Origin of the sequence: Limihaloglobus sulfuriphilus (assembly GCF_001999965.1) — a bacterium.
GTDB lineage: Bacteria > Planctomycetota > Phycisphaerae > Sedimentisphaerales > Sedimentisphaeraceae > Limihaloglobus > Limihaloglobus sulfuriphilus.
This window is the reverse complement of the sequence record NZ_CP019646.1, coordinates 3,548,266-3,566,225: the sequence shown is the minus strand read 5'-3', so window position 1 is coordinate 3,566,225 and position 17,960 is coordinate 3,548,266. Positions and strand designations below refer to the sequence as shown.

Annotated in this window: 13 protein-coding genes and 1 tRNA gene; 8 read left to right on the top strand and 6 right to left on the bottom strand. The window is 46.9% G+C overall.

Features of this window, described 5'->3' with window-relative positions; translation table 11 throughout:
* Positions 1-196: 196 nt before the first annotated feature.
* The 5 genes from SMSP2_RS13675 to SMSP2_RS13655 form a co-directional block, all read right to left on the bottom strand.
* Positions 197-1,117, bottom strand: a complete 921-nt coding sequence (locus SMSP2_RS13675) for a PEP-CTERM sorting domain-containing protein (RefSeq protein ID WP_146684591.1) — start codon at positions 1,115-1,117, stop codon at positions 197-199.
* A gap of 318 nt (positions 1,118-1,435) precedes the next feature.
* Positions 1,436-2,116 (bottom strand): choice-of-anchor E domain-containing protein, encoded by a 681-nt coding sequence (locus tag SMSP2_RS13670; protein WP_146684590.1) that lies wholly within the window; start codon positions 2,114-2,116, stop codon positions 1,436-1,438.
* Positions 2,117-2,502: 386 nt separating this feature from the next.
* Entirely contained in the window at positions 2,503-3,336 is an 834-nt protein-coding gene (locus tag SMSP2_RS13665; RefSeq protein ID WP_146684589.1) for a PEP-CTERM sorting domain-containing protein, read from the bottom strand.
* 1,482 nt (positions 3,337-4,818) lie between these two features.
* Positions 4,819-5,214: a PEP-CTERM sorting domain-containing protein gene (locus tag SMSP2_RS13660; protein WP_186804747.1), complete on the bottom strand. Its 396-nt coding sequence runs from the start codon at positions 5,212-5,214 to the stop codon at positions 4,819-4,821.
* Between the two features lie 1,372 nt (positions 5,215-6,586).
* Complete coding sequence (locus SMSP2_RS13655) at positions 6,587-6,994, bottom strand: response regulator (RefSeq protein ID WP_186804746.1); 408 nt, start codon at positions 6,992-6,994, stop codon at positions 6,587-6,589.
* A gap of 414 nt (positions 6,995-7,408) precedes the next feature.
* Here SMSP2_RS13655 and SMSP2_RS13650 point away from each other — a divergent pair.
* From SMSP2_RS13650 to SMSP2_RS13640, 3 genes are all read left to right on the top strand, one after another.
* Positions 7,409-7,479, top strand: a tRNA-Gln gene (locus tag SMSP2_RS13650).
* A gap of 43 nt (positions 7,480-7,522) precedes the next feature.
* A complete protein-coding gene (gene aroE, locus SMSP2_RS13645; protein ID WP_146684586.1) occupies positions 7,523-9,073 on the top strand; it encodes a shikimate dehydrogenase in 1,551 nt (516 codons plus the stop codon).
* A gap of 206 nt (positions 9,074-9,279) precedes the next feature.
* Positions 9,280-9,453 (top strand): indolepyruvate ferredoxin oxidoreductase subunit alpha, encoded by a 174-nt coding sequence (locus SMSP2_RS13640; RefSeq protein WP_146684585.1) that lies wholly within the window; start codon positions 9,280-9,282, stop codon positions 9,451-9,453.
* A 456-nt stretch (positions 9,454-9,909) separates the two neighbouring features.
* Here SMSP2_RS13640 and SMSP2_RS13635 read toward each other — a convergent pair whose 3' ends face one another.
* Positions 9,910-11,058 (bottom strand): ribonuclease D, encoded by a 1,149-nt coding sequence (locus SMSP2_RS13635; RefSeq protein ID WP_146684584.1) that lies wholly within the window; start codon positions 11,056-11,058, stop codon positions 9,910-9,912.
* A 225-nt stretch (positions 11,059-11,283) separates the two neighbouring features.
* On the opposite strand from SMSP2_RS13635, the gene ahcY reads away from it, so the two are divergent.
* The 5 genes from ahcY to hydF are packed head-to-tail and all read left to right on the top strand — an operon-like array spanning position 11,284 to position 17,940.
* Positions 11,284-12,705 (top strand): adenosylhomocysteinase, encoded by a 1,422-nt coding sequence (gene ahcY, locus SMSP2_RS13630; RefSeq protein ID WP_146684583.1) that lies wholly within the window; start codon positions 11,284-11,286, stop codon positions 12,703-12,705.
* Positions 12,706-12,748: 43 nt separating this feature from the next.
* Positions 12,749-14,389, top strand: coding sequence for a glutamate--tRNA ligase (gltX, locus tag SMSP2_RS13625; RefSeq protein ID WP_146684582.1), 1,641 nt, complete (start codon positions 12,749-12,751; stop codon positions 14,387-14,389).
* The gene (locus tag SMSP2_RS13620; protein ID WP_146684581.1) at positions 14,386-15,291 is read left to right on the top strand and encodes a PfkB family carbohydrate kinase; all 906 of its coding nucleotides are present in this window, start codon (positions 14,386-14,388) and stop codon (positions 15,289-15,291) included. The genes gltX and SMSP2_RS13620 overlap by 4 nt, the downstream gene beginning before the upstream one ends.
* Before the next feature lie 2 nt (positions 15,292-15,293).
* Positions 15,294-16,712, top strand: coding sequence for an aspartate ammonia-lyase (locus SMSP2_RS13615; RefSeq protein ID WP_146684580.1), 1,419 nt, complete (start codon positions 15,294-15,296; stop codon positions 16,710-16,712).
* Entirely contained in the window at positions 16,696-17,940 is a 1,245-nt protein-coding gene (hydF, locus tag SMSP2_RS13610) for a [FeFe] hydrogenase H-cluster maturation GTPase HydF (RefSeq protein WP_146684579.1), read from the top strand. The genes SMSP2_RS13615 and hydF overlap by 17 nt, the downstream gene beginning before the upstream one ends.
* Positions 17,941-17,960 lie beyond the last annotated feature (20 nt).

Genomic DNA, 17,960 nt, shown 5'->3' with positions numbered 1-17,960 from the left:
AGAAAATTCGTGAATTTTCTCTACAATTCTTAATTCTTCGTAGGTCGGCCATCCCTGGCCGACACAAAGGCGACAGGCAGGGATGCCTGTCCTACATAAATCTTAACTTTTAAAATCTGCGGTAATCTGCGTAATCTGCGGATTATCTTATTTCTTATTTTTCAATTCGTAATTCGTAATTCGTAATTCGTAATTTTTATTTCTTCCTGCGTATCAGCATACCGCCGATAGCGAAGATTATCGCCGTTGCCGGTTCCGGGACTGCGGTAACCGAGAGGTTTCTGATCTCATGGTTTGCAGTCGCACTTCCCGTACCCGCGGTGTATCCGAACTTAACCTGATCCGGGCAGTCCAAAGTACACTGGTACGCATCTATAAGCGTCGCCCACTCGTCATTTTCGGGCTTCCATTCAATTGTAAGTTCTTTATCTGTTGTGATCGTTATCTTAACTGTATGTATAACTGCATCGTCTCTTGAATTAGCGCTTGATGTAGCAAAATCCTCTAAAGTATCGGTACCTGTCACATACTCGTAGCCGTCGCTGCGGGTATCACCCATAGAGCCCCTTACTGCGATTGCATCGGGCCGCTGTCCGGGGCCTCCTTCGCGGCCTTCGGTCGGGTTGGAAAAGTTGCCGAATACGTCAAAACCAAAACCCGCAACCGCTCCGGCGAGCCCGTCAATTCCTCCATCTCGCTGGGCATACCCCAGAGACCCGCCGTATCCGCCGGCATCAGCTGTAACGTCTGCGTCAAAAATAGCCAGCGTGAGACCGTCTCCCAAACCGGAGCTGCCGCCCCAGATAACAAAGTCAAACGTGAAAATCATGCCCTGGCTTGTTGAGATGGCGTTGTTGTAATAGACAAAGGACGATTGATTGTCCAGGTCTTTTGTAAGCCGCAGCCAGCCATCGCCGTCAGTGTCGCCGGTTTTTGCGGTGTCGGTGGCTGTAAGGAAGGGCCCGTCGCCCTGGCCGGTTACAAAAGTCCAGTCAGGTGCGGTTGTTCCCGTGAAGGCTTCATCAACATAGGGTGCCCCGAAGGCATACCCGCAGGCCAGAACAGTTAGCAAAACTGTGAATGTATTCAATTTCTTAATCATTGTTTGTCTATTCATTTGTTTAGTTGTTTAAACTCTTAACTTTTTATATCCGCAGATTTCGCAGATTTTCGCTGATTCGTTAAATTCTTAATTCTCAACCATTAAGTTAATGAAGTTTTTAATTCTTATTTACTTCATGTCCTTCATGCTCTTCATGGTAAAAGTTTGTTCTTTTTTTTCTCAGTGCCCTCTGTGTACTCTGTGGTTTAACTTTTTTTACCACGGAGGACACGGAGATCACGGAGATAAATCTCATATTTAAATTCTTTTTGACAGGATTACCCGTCTATTTACTTTTTAATTTAGAAAATTCGTGAATTTTCTCTACAATTCTTAATTCTTCCTGCGTATCAGCATACCGCCGATAGCGAAGATTATTGCTGTTGCCGGCTCGGGTACAGTGTAGTCGTATTTAACAGTTACTTCACCGTCTGCGTCAACCGGAGTAAAGCCCAGCTCAATCCCACCATCACCTTCGTAATCCTGCCATTGTGTTATGTCAACCTCTATATCGTAAGTTGATGTGCCCAGGTAACCGGTTGTCCCCATTGACCATGCACCAACTGCAACCAAGCCCGAACCGGAATCTGTTGCAGCCTCTCCGTCATAACTCATGCCATCGGGTGCAGCCGAACTATAATCTCCAGTGCCATCTCCTTCGTTGGCTTCCAAAGAAAAGCTACCAGAGTTTACAGATTCGAGCTCACCTGTTACATGTACAAAACCAGAAGATAGAATAACATCTTCAGAATTAATAACCCCTTTGGCTCCAAACTCAAAAGTTCCATCTGCATGATTATCGCTGTCATTATCTACAGTCAATATTCCACCATCAACGTTGAGGGTGAAAATGACTTCAATAGAGTTTAGAGTTCCATCGTCATCATCAAACTGGTCATAAGTCAGATATTTAGTATAATTCGGTTTACCTGAAAACGTCTTCGTCTGAGTGATTAAAGCCGCGTTCAGTGAACAAACTGTCAATGCTGTCAATACAAGTAATGCCTTTTTCATAAAAATTTCCCTATTATGAGCTTATGCTCGATTGTTAAAATTCACCTTTTCATCGGCAATCCCATCACCGTGAAAAACTTGTTTACTTTTTAATTTCTTAACCATGAAGTTATTGAAGGTATTGAAGTTTTTAATTCTTATTTACTTAATGTCCTTCATGCTCTTCATGGTAAATTAATTCTGGTTTATTTAATTTTCAATCTGAGAAAATTCGTGAATTTTCTCTACAATTCGTTATTCTTCGTAGGTCGGCCATGCCTGGCCGACACAAAGGCGACAGGCAGGGATGCCTGTCCTACATAAATCTTAACTTTTAAAATCTGCGGTAATCTGCGTAATCTGCGGATTATCTTATTTCTTATTTTTCAATTCGTAATTCGTAATTCCTAATTCTTCCTACGTATCAGCAAACCGCCGATAGCGAAGATTATAGCCGTTGCCGGTTCCGGTACCGGATTCAGCGGCACCCAACCATCGTTTGGCGGCTGGTTGTTCCAGTCTGAAGCGTCTTTCGACGGGGAAGCGTGAAGCTCGCCGACATACAGGGAGAGGCCGTTTATAAATCCCTCATACTCGTCGATCACGAGCTCATCTGAGCCGAGCTCAATCCGCATCTCATAGACGTTTCGCATTATCCAGCCTATTGAGGCCGGGTCTGACGGCGAGTCCGGCTGATCCGAGCTATTAGGCTTTCCTTCAATCACCGGCAGCGGCTCTGTAAGCTGGAGTATCTCTTCGAGGTTGTACTCAAGCGAGGTGGCTGCCTCGACTACAAAACCGGCAACTTCGTTACCGCTGTTCTCTATGATCGGAGCCTCGTAGATATCCGTTCCAACGCCAAGCTCTTTTTCTTCGAGATAGTCAATCGTCGTATCAATTGACTGGCCGTTGAAATCTCCCATCAGAACCATCTGGTCGGATTGGATCAGGTCATTAAACAGGTGCCCTTTGCCCTGGGGCCAGCTTGGGTCAGTATTGGCGCCATACGTGTTGTCTGTATAGTTCAAAGGTATCACAAACGCCAGGTACAGGCTGCTTCCCTGCTGGCCGATATACATCTCCGCAAAGACATTTGCCGGAGCAGCGGCTACAGAAGGGATAAATGCCTGAAAGTTATAACCCTCTGCCCTGCCATCTGCTCTGCCGTCAACGACAATAGCTGAGCACTGAGACGAAACAATCGCCAGAGCCATTACAATTACACTTAATTTAGTTTTCATTTTTCAATCCTCCGTGAAATAAATTTATCGCGACATCCGGCTGTTTATAAAAACGCAGCAACACGCTGCATCCGCCGGCAGTCGTTTGATAAATCTCTGAACCGATTTTCATCTGTACTTTTCATCACATTCAGAAAATTTACCAAGGTAATTATCTTTAACTTTTCAATTTTTAACTTATCAAAGAGCTTTATCTAAATCTGAGAAAATTCGTGAATTTTCTCTACAAATCTTTATTCTGCGTAGGTCGGCCATCCCTGGCCGACACAATAGCGACAGGCAGGGATGCCTGTCCTACATAAATCTTAACTTTTTAAAATCTGCGATAATCTGCGGATTTTCGTAATTCGTAATTCGTAATTAAAAAAAGAGCTGCCCGCATAAACAGGCAGCTCTTTTTTAGCCGCATAGTTTTACCCCTGCGACGATCAAAGTTGTGAACACCCATTTATTGCACTCACGTAACTTTAAGAACAGTTTTTTATGCCGCCTTTATTAAAAAGCCTTCCCTGCTTTTCAACACCCGAAAAGCCGTGCGGCATAAGCCGTTCTCTGATCCAGAATGATCAGCTGAATCTAAAGTTTATTCAATTTTAATTTTGAGATTCGTTACCGGCCCGCATTTTCCCGAACCCGGGCCGGATTAGAATCTAATCTCTTTTTCCCTGCTGCTAATCAGAAGAGCACAGCATATACTTTTTCAAACATTACCGGCTTTTCTTCATCCGGTACTATCGCCGCCCGATGGTATTTCCCGATACCTCAGGCGTTTTACACAATCGTCTGTTCTTTTCTATCAGAGAAGTACAGTATTCACTTTTCAAAAACAATCTTTTAAGATTCTAACCCGTCCCGGACTTTCCCGAGCCCGGAACGGTTGATGAATCTTATCTCTTTTTCCCAATGCAATCAGAAGGTACATTGAAGTCCGACATATGCCCAGGCTTGATAAGCCATAGAGCTTTCCCGTTTTATTCCCATTTGAAAGCGGTTTCCCAACCGCTGTTTTAATTATCTCTTATCCCGGCTTACAATCAGCCTTTTTATCCTTTGTATGGACATCTGTAATTCCCGTTACAGTGTCTCTGTTTCTTTTGCCGCTCACGTAGGTCAACCGTCCTCGGTTGACATTTAGTAGGTTAGGCTTCCAGCCTGACACTGACAAGCGGGGACGCTTGCACTACTTTAGAGCAAAATTACAGGGGGTGCCTGCGGTGGATAAACCTCAGGCGACCACCCTGCAAGGCAAAAGAAAGGATTTAAAAGGCAAATTTAAGCATATCATCAACATCTATACAAACTTTGCCATCTCTTATTCTTTTGTCTTACCGGGAAGAGACGCTATTCACTTGTCGTAAAGAACGGGTTCGTTAGTTTAGCTTATAATTGCTCGGTTTGAGCGGTGGGGGTTGCCGGAGTGGCGAGGAACTCTCGGGCCGGCCAGTCTTGTTGAAACCGGCCCGGGGGATTCCTTCTACCGTGTTAACTCCTTTTGCGGCGTCTCAGGAGAACTCCGCCAAGACCCAGCAGGGCCATTGTGGCAGGTTCGGGAACCTGAGTGTAATTTCCATCTACTACCGGCTCGTTTACTGCTGTGGTGCTGGAACCGAGATCCGGTGCACTTGCTGTTTCAAACAGTGTTGTGCTTACGAGGTCTTCCTTGAGGTTAAGTTCTTCCTCGTAGTCGCACTTGTAAACCCGTACATAACTGATTGTCATATCCTCTTTTTCGGTTACGCTTGGGATGTACTCGCCTACTTCCATAAGCCTGTGGCTTTCCTGGACTCCTGCGTTCCAGTCCGCCAGCCTGATTCCGTTACCTGCAAATGTGCTTGCAGCCAGAACTAATGTCATTGCTAGAATTATTTGCCTCTTCATGACTAATTCCTTTCTTTTGAGTTTTGCCTTTTGCTTTTTTTTTGCTTTTTTGACCTCGGAGCTACGCACCCTTTCGGCCATGCCTTAAATTTATCCTTACAGCCAATCCACGGCTGTTTGTTATCGGGCCAGATCCAAACCGAATAGGCCCGAACCTGGCACACTTGAAGAAGATAGTGAAGAAAAAAGTATTTTATATTTAACACGAATTTTCTTTAACCCTAAGAAACAGAAACGATTAACAGGATTTATTTATCTATCCTGTAATGACTCTCTAATTCTTTTAAAGAAAGTCAGGAGGCCTTGAATTTGGGCCCTCAAGGCCTCACTTAACTTTCCTTGTGAAAGGAGAAAGAAGTTGTGTTAGTGGTCTTCATTTTATATTAACTTGTAAATCTATTTATAGATAACCGGCTAAAGGCCGGGTTATTCTCGGGCCAGATCCAAACCGAATAGGCCCGAACCTGGCACACTTGAAGAAGATAGTGAAGAAAAAAGTATTTTATATTTAACACGCATTTTCTTAAACCCTAAGAAACAGAAACCTTTAACAGAAATCATTTAATTGTCCTGTTAATGTCCTCTAATTCTTTTAAAGAAAGTCAGGAGGCCTTGAATTTGGGCCCTCAAGGCCTCGCTTAACTTTCCTTGTGAAAGGAGAAAGAAGTTGTGTTAGTGGTCTTCATTTTATATTAACTTGTAAATCTATTTATAGATAACCGGCAAACTGCCGGGTCATTCTCGGGCCAGATCCAAACCGATTAGGCCCGAACCTGGCACACTTGAAGAAGATAGTGAAGAAAAAAGTATCTTGTCAACAAACCCTGTCATTCATCGTATCGCGCGGGAGCCTGATTTTATTTTCAGGCCCCCCTCGCGTCTGTTTTCAATGCCGGTGCTGAGAACAGCCCCGGCACGTTTTGAAGAAGAAGATGAAGAAGTTGTTTGTATTGTTGTCTTCTAATAATCAGTATTAACTTTTTAAGTTTTATAGATAACCGGCAAACTGCCGGGTTATTCTCGGGCCAGATCCAAACCGAATAGGCCCGAACCTGGCACACTTGAAGAAGATAGTGAAGAAAAAAGTATCTTGTCAACAAACCCTGTCATTCATCGTATCGCGCGGGAGCCTGATTTTATTTTCAGGCCCCCCTCGCGTCTGTTTTCAATGCCGGTGCTGAGAACAGCCCCGGCACGTTTTGAAGAAGAAGATGAAGAAGTTGTTTGTATTGTTGTCTTCTAATAATCAGTATTAACTTTTTAAGTTTTATAGATAACCGGCAAACTGCCGGGTCATTCTCGGGCCAGATCCAAACCGAATAGGCCCGAACCTGGCACACTTGAAGAAGATAGTGAAGAAAAAAGTATTTCTTTACGAAGTCGGCTCTGCCGACCCAAGTATCAATTTGTAATTATTGCTTACCGCTTCTATTCCGATGCCGAGCATTTCGGCAATCAGCTCACGGAACTCATCCGGTTCTATATCGTCGGTTATAACAGCCGAGACACCGGTGCACCGAGCCGCGATCTCCTGTGCAGCGTTACCGGATTCAACAACAGCAATTACCGGCATTGAAGGAAGGGCGTCTTTAATACGCTTGATGAAGTGGCCGTCCGGTGCATCAGGCATCTCCCAGTTGCTTATTATCGAATCGATATTCAGCCTGCGGAGACAATCAAGAGCGCCCTTGCTGCTTGACTGGGCTATCACCCGAATCGGCAGCTCGCGGAGAGCATCGCTCTTTGTCTTTTCTATGCCTGTTACCAGAACGTTATCCATTGTTAGTTTCCTTTTAAAATCCGTTATTGCCTTTTTAATTCTTTTTGCCTTTGTGCCTGATATAGTTGCAATCGCCGTGCCAAACATAATTTTAAAAATATAAATTTTTTAAGTAGCGATTCAACAAGACTTTACAAAAACAAAACAATCCGAGCTCTATTTTGGCATACAACGGCTCGAATGGCACAAAATGTACCAACAAAAACCTCTTCAGAAAGACCTCTAAACGTAACGTCATACAAACAAGAGATTTACACGCACAGTGGAACAAAATGTACCATTGGAACAAAATATACCGCCTCTTCGGAACAAAATGCACCGACAGGAATTGAAACGCCCTTTTTCTGAAAAAAATACTTGCAAAGGGCATATAAATTAGTATGTTTATCCCTCTGTTGGCACGACCAGCACTATTGGGGAATAGTGTAACGGCAGCACAACTGACTCTGGATCAGTTAGTCTTGGTTCGAATCCAGGTTCCCCAGCTTCGCTTCTGATAACAGGTAAATGAATTGAAAGAAGGCATTTATGGCATACCTTACTGTCCCGGTAACAGCAAACAACTGCTCTGATGCGGCCGCTTCGATAGATAAATCCATAAAAAACGGCGCTGATATCATAGAAATACGTGCCGACTATATAAAGGATATATCTGCGGGGGAACTTAAAAAACTTATCCTTATTATAAAGGATTCGTCCGCCGCGTCACTTGTTACCTGCCGCAAGGCAGATGAGGGCGGCAAGAACAACATTCCGGATAATAATCGCCTCGAAATGCTGCTTGGGGCTGTTAACGCCGGCGCAGATTACATTGATTGCGAGTTTGCATCATATTCAGAGCTGGGTTTTGCCGACCCACTGGAAAAGGTACTTCAGAACACCGGCACGCGGCTGATAATCTCCGCTCACAGCTTCGCCGCACCTTTTAACAATCTTCAAAAGCTCCATGACCAGATAATTGAAGCCGCTCCAAACTGCATCCCCAAACTCGTCTATACCGCAAACCATATAAATGATACGTTTGCCATGGCGGATTTGCTTCACAGTTCCAACAAAGACATCATTGGTCTATGCATGGGCTCTGCCGGCCAGTGGGTGCGTCTCGCGGCGGGAAAGCTCGGCTCATTTCTAACATTCGCATCACTTGAAAAAGGCCTCGAAAGCGCCGACGGCCAGATAGAGCTCTACACAGCCCGCAATCTATATAGAATAAACTCACAGAACAGCGAAACCGCCCTGTTTGGAATAATCGCCGACCCGGTGGCGCACTCAAAAAGCCCCCTGATACACAACGAACTTTTCATAACCAAACATTGCAACAGTGTTTATCTGCCTCTGCACGTCCACGCCGGCGAAGATAAGCTCGAGACTTTCCTCGACAGCATCGCCCAAAGGCCGTATTTAGGCTTTCGCGGCTTCAGCGTTACCCTCCCGCACAAGATGACCGCTTATAACTACCTTAGCAGCAGAGGTTATGACATCGACAAACTTGCAGACAAAGTCGGGGCAGTAAATACTTTATTGCTTAATCGCGGCAGATATTCCGGATATAATACAGACTGCCGGGGAGCATTGCAGGCGATTGAGTCAAGTTCGCGGATTCAAAGCAGAGACGAGCTTAAAAAATGCAAAACGCTGATACTCGGCGCCGGCGGCGTGGCGCGGGCGGTCGCCGCTGCGTTAACAGAGCTGGGAACAGAAGTTACGATATGCAACCGAACTGAGGAAAAAGCGGCTCAGCTTGCAGGGATTTTTAAATGTAAATACATACCGGCAGATAAGTTATCGAAAGAAACGCTTAAAAGGATAACACTCATAGTAAACTGCACGAGCCTGGGCATGGATCCGAATATAAACGGCACTCCCCTGGCAAAAGAGCTGATACCCAAAAACGCAACCGTTTTTGACACGGTCTATAACCCCAAACATACAAAGCTTTTACAGGATGCTGTAAACGCCGGCGCAGAACCCGTTACCGGCGACACAATGTTTATAGAACAGGCAATCCTCCAGCAGCAGCTTTTCTCCGGATTTGCAGCAGACCAGATACGCGGCGAAATGTACCGGATTTTCAGCTGAAATCTTACCCGCCCAATGTTATCAGGATGTTTAAATAATTGATTTAATTCGTTTACAAAAAACCACTTACATTAACAATAAAAAAATAATCAAAAAAACAGAAAAATTTAGCAAAATTTACTGGATTATCACGCAAAATAATCTAAATTCACAGCATAGTTTTAACTTACAAACAAAACAATAACTATCAATTGAAAGGAACAATAATGCCAGCAGTAGTTAATAAAGATACTTGTACAGGTTGCGGAGCATGTGTTGACTCTTGTCCGGTGGAAGCTATTTCTATGCAGGACGATGTAGCAGTAGTCGATGAAGGCGCTTGCGTTGATTGCGGTGCTTGCGTTGACGAATGCCCCGTTGAAGCTATCTCTATGGAATAGAGTGCTTTATAAACTTTAAAAGCCTCAAGGGCGGTTGCTTAACAGCAGCCGCCCTTTTTTTGTCTTATAGCTGTTTTTAACATTTCCTGACTTTTTTTTATAAAATTTTTATTTTTTACTTGAAACGGCCCTATATGATACTAAAATGATATCATATTAAAAAGTAAATAAACTTGAAATTGAATCTGATTGAATTTCTTATTTCCGTGTTGCAGCAGGGGAAAGATTAACAGGGAAAAGGTCAACAGGGAAAACGTTCAGCAGATACAAGTTCATGATAATTGTATAACAGTTTAAGACTTCGGAAAAGAGACATGAAAAGTAAAAATAATAAGCCGTCCGCTTTGGGCGGCTTTTTTATTTATGAACGGAGCCTTTTATCTGTTAAGCCCAGATTTTCCGAGGGCCGGAAAACGCCTTAATCCAACTTATTAACAGTTGAGTTAACTTACCGCCTTACCTGGTATTTTTTTTCACAACGCTGAATATGGTCTTTGACATCAGCGATATCTGCCATTCATACATATTCGTATTCTCACGCAATTCCTGTTCATTAACAGGGCAGCACCTCGAAATCTTGTCAATACATCTCGAAGTTATGAGTGTTGAAGTACTTAACCCCATTTTCTTTGCTTTTTTTTCTATTTTTTCTTTCAACTCGGCAACAATTGCTTTATTGCTGGGGCTGCGGCGATGTTTTTCTACTTTTCTGTACTGGCTGGGCCACTGATCTTTGGGAACGTCCTTACCTTTTCGTATAGTTTCACGCAGAGAGCTGATTTCCTCATCAGTTAGTTTTTTAGGCAGATTCCGGAATCTTTTAACGCTTCGGAACGGATTGTGAAACGCCCACTTTGAAATTAAAAGCATAACCTCGTTACGCATAACTTTGAATGGAGGAATGTCACGTTTCTGAGCTGTTTCTTCCCGCCATTGCCATACCTCCTTGAGGTACCTTAATTGGCCCGGATGCAGCTTAGAATACCCTTTTATACGCCAGGGATCTTTATGACCGTTGTTATCGTGATTTTCAATTGCAGCTATTGCAATTCTCTCACAGGTTTCAACATACCAGTCAAAACGTTTTTTTCTTTTGAGCTTACTCTCGTAATGCTCAGCAATTTCATGGAGAAAATGAGTGTCAAGACAGGCGTACTGAAGCTGTGTTGGGCTCAAAGGCCTCTTTGACCAGTCTGAAGTCTGGTGGGCTTTGTCAATTTTTATATTGTAAAGCTCTTTTATGACTGTAGCAAGGCCCAGCTGATCCATTCCCATAAACTGCGCGGCGATTTTGGTATCAAAGACTGGAGCCTCGGGCTTGAACTGATACGTGTGATATAACATTCGCAGGTCATAGTCTCCGCCGTGAAAAATCAGGGGCTTCTTTTTGAGCAGGTTGAGCAGTTTTCGCAGATCCATCTTAGCAAAAGGGTCTATGATGAAATTCTCACCATTTGTTGTAATCTGAATCAGGCACACCTTTTCGTTGTAGTTGTGGAGACTGTCTGCTTCTATATCTACTGCTACACGCTCAGCCAGCTTAATATGTTCTATCGCGGTTTGAAGCGTCTTATCGTTGTCAACATACAAATAAGCGACGGTCAAATTTCACCCCGGTTATTTTAAGTTTTTTACATCTCCTTAAATACGCCCAACCTACAGCTATTAGCATAATAAACTATAAATCCCGCAATGCAACAGTAATTTTTAACAATATCCGCTTAATAACGTATTTTTTTGCAGTTAACCGTGTTTGGCTTGCTGTTTGGTGTTAGTTGTGTAAAATATTTTATCGATTTACATAATTTTAAACTGCAAAAAGGAAATAATATGTTTATACCCATAGACAAAAAATTAAAGTTCAAGATAGCCGACGAGAACCTCAAAGATTTCGGCGTAAAAGAAATGAAGCTCGCCGAGCGTGAAATGCCGGGCCTGATGGCTGTCCAGCAGCGTTACGGCAAAGATAAACCATTGTCTGGAATGAAGATAACTGGTTCACTGCACATGACGATCCAAACGGCAATGCTTATCCAGACACTCCAGAAACTCGGGGCGGACATACGCTGGGCATCTTGCAACATACACTCTACACAGGACCACGCCGCCGCCGCGGTCGCCCTTGAGCTGGACGTGCCGGTCTTTGCCTGGAAAGGCGAGACACTCCAGGAATACTGGTGGTGTACCGAGCAGGCACTTACCTGGCCGGACGGCAGCGGGCCGGATTTAATTGTTGATGACGGCGGCGATGCTACCATGATGCTTATAACAGGCGCAAACGCGGAAAAGGACCCGTCAATCCTGGACAAACCCACTGACAACCAGGAGTTTAAAATTGTCCTGGAGAGAATAAAACGAGGGCTTGAATCCTCGCCGGCGCGCTGGACAAAGATACAGGACAATCTAAAAGGTGTCTCAGAAGAAACAACTACCGGCGTACACCGGCTTTACAAACTCGCCGAATCGGGAAAACTCCCATTCCCCGCGGTAAATGTCAACGATTCTGTTACAAAATCTAAATTCGACAACCTCTACGGCTGCCGCGAATCACTCGCCGACGGTATTAAACGGGCAACGGACGTTATGGTTTCCGGCAAGACGGTCGTTGTCTGCGGCTACGGGGATGTCGGCAAGGGCTGTGCCCAGTCAATGCGGGGCCTTGGAGCACGTGTCCTAATCACTGAAGTTGACCCGATTTGCGCATTGCAGGCCGTCATGGAAGGCTACCAGGTAGTTACAATGGAAGAGGCCGCTTCAAAAGGTGACATTTTCATCACCGCCACCGGCTGCTGCGACGTCATCACCGGTGAGCACATGGAACAGATGAAAGAAGAAGCGATCATCTGCAACATCGGCCACTTCGACAGCGAGATCGAGATGAGCTATCTCGAAAATTCAAAGGACTGCGCAAAGATAAACATAAAACCCCAGGTTGACCTGTGGAAGCTCAAGAGCGGCAGAACTATTATCGTTCTCGCTGAGGGCAGACTTGTAAACCTCGGCTGCGCCACCGGACACCCCAGCTTTGTAATGAGCAGCAGTTTCACCAATCAGTGCCTTGCCCAGATGATGCTTGCCAAAGGCGGGCTTGAGCACAAGGTCTATACACTGCCCAAAAAACTTGACGAAGAGGTCGCCCGCCTGCATCTGACGCGTTTTGACACAAAACTTACAAAGCTCACTGACAAACAGGCCCAATACCTCGGCATAAGTGTTGAGGGCCCATACAAGCCCGAGCATTACAGATATTAAAAACGGCAAAACAAGAACCAACTATAATATAACAGGAAATTAAATGGCAGTTACCAGATTCGCACCATCACCTACCGGCTATTTACACATTGGCGGCGCACGCACGGCACTTTTCAGCTGGCTGCTTGCCCGCAAGAGCGGCGGAAAGTTTATACTCCGTATTGAGGACACCGACCAGAAACGCAATACAGCCACAGCCATGGGACAGGTCATAAAAGATCTCCGCTGGCTGGGGATAGAATGGGACGAAGGCCCCGAAATCGGCGGGCCAAACGGGCCCTACCTTCAATCTCAGCGGCTCGATATATATAATAAGTATATCCGCCGCCTGCTGGACGAGAAAAAGGCCTACTACTGCTTTGACACGTCCCAGGATCTGGTGCAGATGCGCGAGGCGGCAGAGGCAAAAAAAGAATCCTTCTCATATCCCCGCCCGGAAGTTTTCCCCACAGACTCAGATGCTCAAAATGCACGCGAACAGGGAAAACCCGTTACCGTCAGATTCTGCGTGGAACGTGACAAGCCGGTTGTTGTTGACGACAGAATCCGCGGCAAGGTAACATTCGCACCGGAAGAGCTCAGCGATTTTATTATCCAAAAAGCCGACGGCTACCCCACTTTCCATCTGGCGGTCGTGGTTGACGATGCCCTGATGGGAGTAACCCATATACTTCGCGGCCAGGAACACCTTATGAACACGCCGGGGCATCAGCTTCTGCAAAGGGCCTTAGGTTTTGAGGTGCCCCAATACGCCCACATGTCAATCACCGTCAGCGACAACGGCGGGAAACTCTCAAAACGTGAACGCCCCAACACGCTAAGGCAGTTTATAAAGCAGATGCCAGAACCGAACCTTGACGAAATCGCCGCGGCAGGCGGAATAGAACTTGAGGAGCTTGAAAGGTTCCTGGCGAAAAAATCCGTCCCGGACGATACAGTCGTGGATAAAATCGCCGCTCATGTCGGAGCGGAGCTGCCGGAGATCAACGTCGTTGACTTTGAACGCAGCGGGTATATCCCCGAGGCAATGGTAAATTTTGTCTCGCTGCTGGGCTGGAATCCGGGCACTGAAAAAGAAATCATGACCGTTGATGAGCTGGTAAGCCTCTTTGACCTTAGCCGCCTGAGCAAAGCAAACAGCTTTTTCGACCGCAAAAAACTTCTGGCTTTTAATACAGAGCACATAAACACAGTCGATGCGGCAAAACTGACCGGCTATTTCAAAAGATACCTTGAACTCAACAACAGCCCCATACTGCCCAAGGCTGATGATGAGCTGCTCAAACGGCTTGTTGAGCTCAACCGCGGCGCCCGCACACTGGCCGAGATTGAAAGCAAGTGCATGGCGATATTCATTGACGATGACAAGCTCGAATACGATCCAAAAGCCGTAAAAAAGGTTCTGCACAAGAGTGACCCCTCCGGCATAGAGATGCTGCCGGTAATACGTGAAAAACTCGCCGGCCTTGATGTTTTCTCAAATACCGCGGTCGAATCGGCGCTTCGCGGCATAACAGATGAAAAAGGCGTTGGACTCGGCAAGGTCGCTCAGCCGCTGCGGGTTGCGATATGCGGCGGCACAATAAGCCCGACAATATTCGACACTGTCAGCATTATCGGCAAAGAGAGCGTACTAAAACGAATTGACACGGCAATAGAAAAATTTTCCAAGGAGCTGCAATGAGTCTGCTCGTAACTGGAACTGTGGCGGTAGATACGGTAACCACCCCCTTTGGAGTGAGCGAGGAATGTGTCGGCGGCTCGGCGGTATTCTTTTCGCTGGCGGCATCGCTGTTTACAAAGGTTCGGCTTGTCGGCGTGATAGGCGAAGATTACCCGTTCGAGATTATTGAAATATTCGGCAAAAAACCGATCGACACTTCCGGCCTGGAGTCGCGGCGGGGAAGTAAAACTTTCCGCTGGAAAGGATCCTACACCGGCGACATGAACGAGGCGGTAACAGAGCTTACAGAGCTCAATGTACTGCTCGAAGCGCCGCCGGCTGTGCCGCAGACGTTTCAGGACAGTGAATTTGTCTTTCTCGCCAATACCGACCCCGCAATACAGAACGGTTTCGTTGACCAGCTCAAATCCGCTAAATTTGTCGTAGCAGATACAATGAACCTCTGGCTGGACAATGCCCGGGGAGAGCTTGAACGGCTGCTCGGCAGGATAGACATGCTCGTACTCAACGATGCCGAGGCTCGCTGTCTCAGCGGACACAGCAACCTGATGCTCGCGGCGGAGAAGATTTTTGACTACGGCCCAAAATACGCCGTCATCAAAAAAGGCGAACACGGCTCGATACTCTGCTCAAAAGACGGCGATGTATTTGCCATGCCGGCGTTTCCTACCCGGGATGTGGTTGACCCGACAGGCGCGGGCGATTCGTTCGCCGGCGGAATGCTCGGATATATCGCGGGCAAAGGCAAGGCTGATTTTGCCGCACTGCGCCAGGCCGTCGTAATGGGCACGGCATGTGCTTCGTTTACGGTAGAGGGCTTCTCGATAAACAGCATCAGTAAAGTTACACCGGAGATGATACAAGAGCGGGTAAAAAAATTAAAAGATGTAACGCAATGGTAGCAATGACAACAAGAACAGAAAAAGATTTTCTCGGCACGGTAAAGATACCATCAGAGTCTCTTTACGGTATAAACTCCCTGCGAGCGTCGGAGAATTTCGGCCTTGTCGGCGGCAGTGTCAATAAAAGGCTTCTATGCGCATTCGGCCTGGTAAAGCTGGCGTGTCTAAAAACCAACGCATCACTTGGCTATATCCCGCAGGATATCGCCGCGGCAATTGAGACCGCCTGTAATGAACTTTCTGCCGGCACTTTAAATCCCGGCATAGAACTTGGAGCTCTTCAGGGCGGCGCCGGCACGTCAACGAACATGCTTGTCAATGAAACGCTCACGAACAGGGCACTCCAGCTGCTGGGCAAGCCCTGCGGCAGTTACGATATCATCTCGCCCCATGGGCACCTGAACCTGCACCAGTCAACCAACGACACATACCCCACAGCATTGAAAGTCGCCGCGATATACGCCTGTGATGAGCTTGAGCAGTCTCTAAGCTCACTGACAGATGCGTTTCAGGAAAAAGAAAAACAATTCGCCGAGGTTGTTAAGCTGGGCCGCACTGAATTTCAGGACGCAGTGCCTATGACCGCCGGCCAGCAGTTCGGGGCATACGCCGAGGCGTTTTCAAAAGACCGCTGGCGGCTGTACAAATGCCGCGAAAGGCTGCGGGTGGTAAATCTGGGAGGAACAGCTATCGGCACCGGTCTCGGCGCTGACCAGAAGTATATCTTCATGGTGGTTGAACAGCTCAAAAAACTGACAAACCTGCCTCTGGCACGTGCGGAGAATCTGATTCAGTCAACACAGAACTGCGATGAATTCGTGGAAGTCAGCGGCATACTCAAGGCGCATGCGTCAAATCTGTTTAAGGTGAGCAGCGACCTGCGGTTTCTCTCCAGCGGACCCGAAGGCGGCATAGGCGAGGTGCGTATTCCGCCGCGGCAGGAAGGCTCTTCGATAATGCCCGGCAAGGTAAACCCTGTGATACTCGAAATGACCAGCCAGATCGCGATACAGGCGATTGCCCATGACTCGGCGGTTACTGCCGCGGCAATGAACAGCCACCTCGAGCTAAACGCGCTGATGCCTCTGCTGGCGGATAACCTGCTGAAAATGATAGAGATACTCATAGAAGCAAGCGAAAGGCTTAGAAAATACTGCATAGACCAAATCAAAGTTGACCCTGATAAATGCAGGCAGCGGCTCGACGCGTCAACCGCGGTAATAACCGCCTTTATCAGCAAAATCGGTTACGACAAGGCATCACAAATAGTCTCCAGGGCTGCCGCGGAAAAGAAAACCATAAAAGAGCTTCTGCTCGAAGAGAATCTATGCAAAAACGAAGAATATGAATACCTCACCAGCGCCGACGCGGCGTTGACACTTGGTTTCAGAAAGAAAAACGAAAATGCAAAAGACACCTAAAGGCCTCCGCCTTCATATCGGAATATTCGGCAAAAGAAACGCCGGCAAGAGCTCAATCCTCAACCGTCTCACCGGACAGGACACATCGATAGTTTCAGACTTTGCCGGCACAACAACCGACCCCGTGGAGAAACCCATGGAGCTTCTGCCGCTGGGGCCGGTGCTGTTCATCGACACCGCCGGGATAGATGATGACAGTGCGCTGGGAGACAAACGTATCGAAAGAAGCATGGCGGTCATAAAACGCACAGACCTGGCGGTAATTGTTGCCGAACCGGGAACGTGGTCAGTCTTTGAAGATGACCTCGTGCATCAGCTTCGCCGGCTGGATATTCCGGTTCTGGCGGTCATCAACAAAACCGACATCGCATCGCCAACCGAGCAGGATATAGAATACATCAAATCCAAATGCGACGGATTGTGCCTGGCGAGTGCGGTTGACAACAGCGGTTTTACAGAATTGCGGCGGCTGATTGTAGAGACTGTACCCGAAGAATACCTGACAACGCCGCCGATTGTCAGCGACCTGGTACGCCCCGGCGGCGCCGCGGTACTCGTGGTACCTATCGACAAAGAGGCGCCAAAGGGCCGGCTGATACTGCCGCAGGTGCAGTCAATAAGAGATTTGCTCGACGGCGATTCGGTGGCAATAGTAACTAAAGAACGTGAACTTTTCCGCACACTGGAGATGCTCAAACAGAAACCCGATATCGTTGTTACCGATTCACAGGCGTTTCTAAAGGTCGCCGCCGATACGCCCGATGATATACCGATGACCAGTTTCAGCATACTCTTTGCCCGGTTAAAGGCTGATCTTGCCGAGATGGTACGCGGCGCGATGACGATCGAAAACCTCCGGCCGGGCGATAAGATCATGATAGCCGAATCCTGTACGCACCACCCGATAACGGACGATATCGGCACGGTAAAGATCCCCCGCTGGCTGCGGCAGTATGTCGGCGGCAGTCTCGAGATCGACCACTGGCGCGGGCACGACTGGCCGCAAAACATCGCCGAGTACAAACTCATAATCCACTGCGGCGCGTGCATGTGGAACCGCAGAGAGATGCTATCGAGGCTTATCAGTGCCCGCGAGTACAATGTGCCGATGACAAACTACGGGCTGACTATTGCATTCACGCTGGGTATTTTCGAGCGGGCTCTTGGGCCCTTCCCCGAGGCGATGGATGTTTACAGGCAGATGAAAAAATCCGGGACTGATGACTAATCTGGTTTTACAAGGCAGGT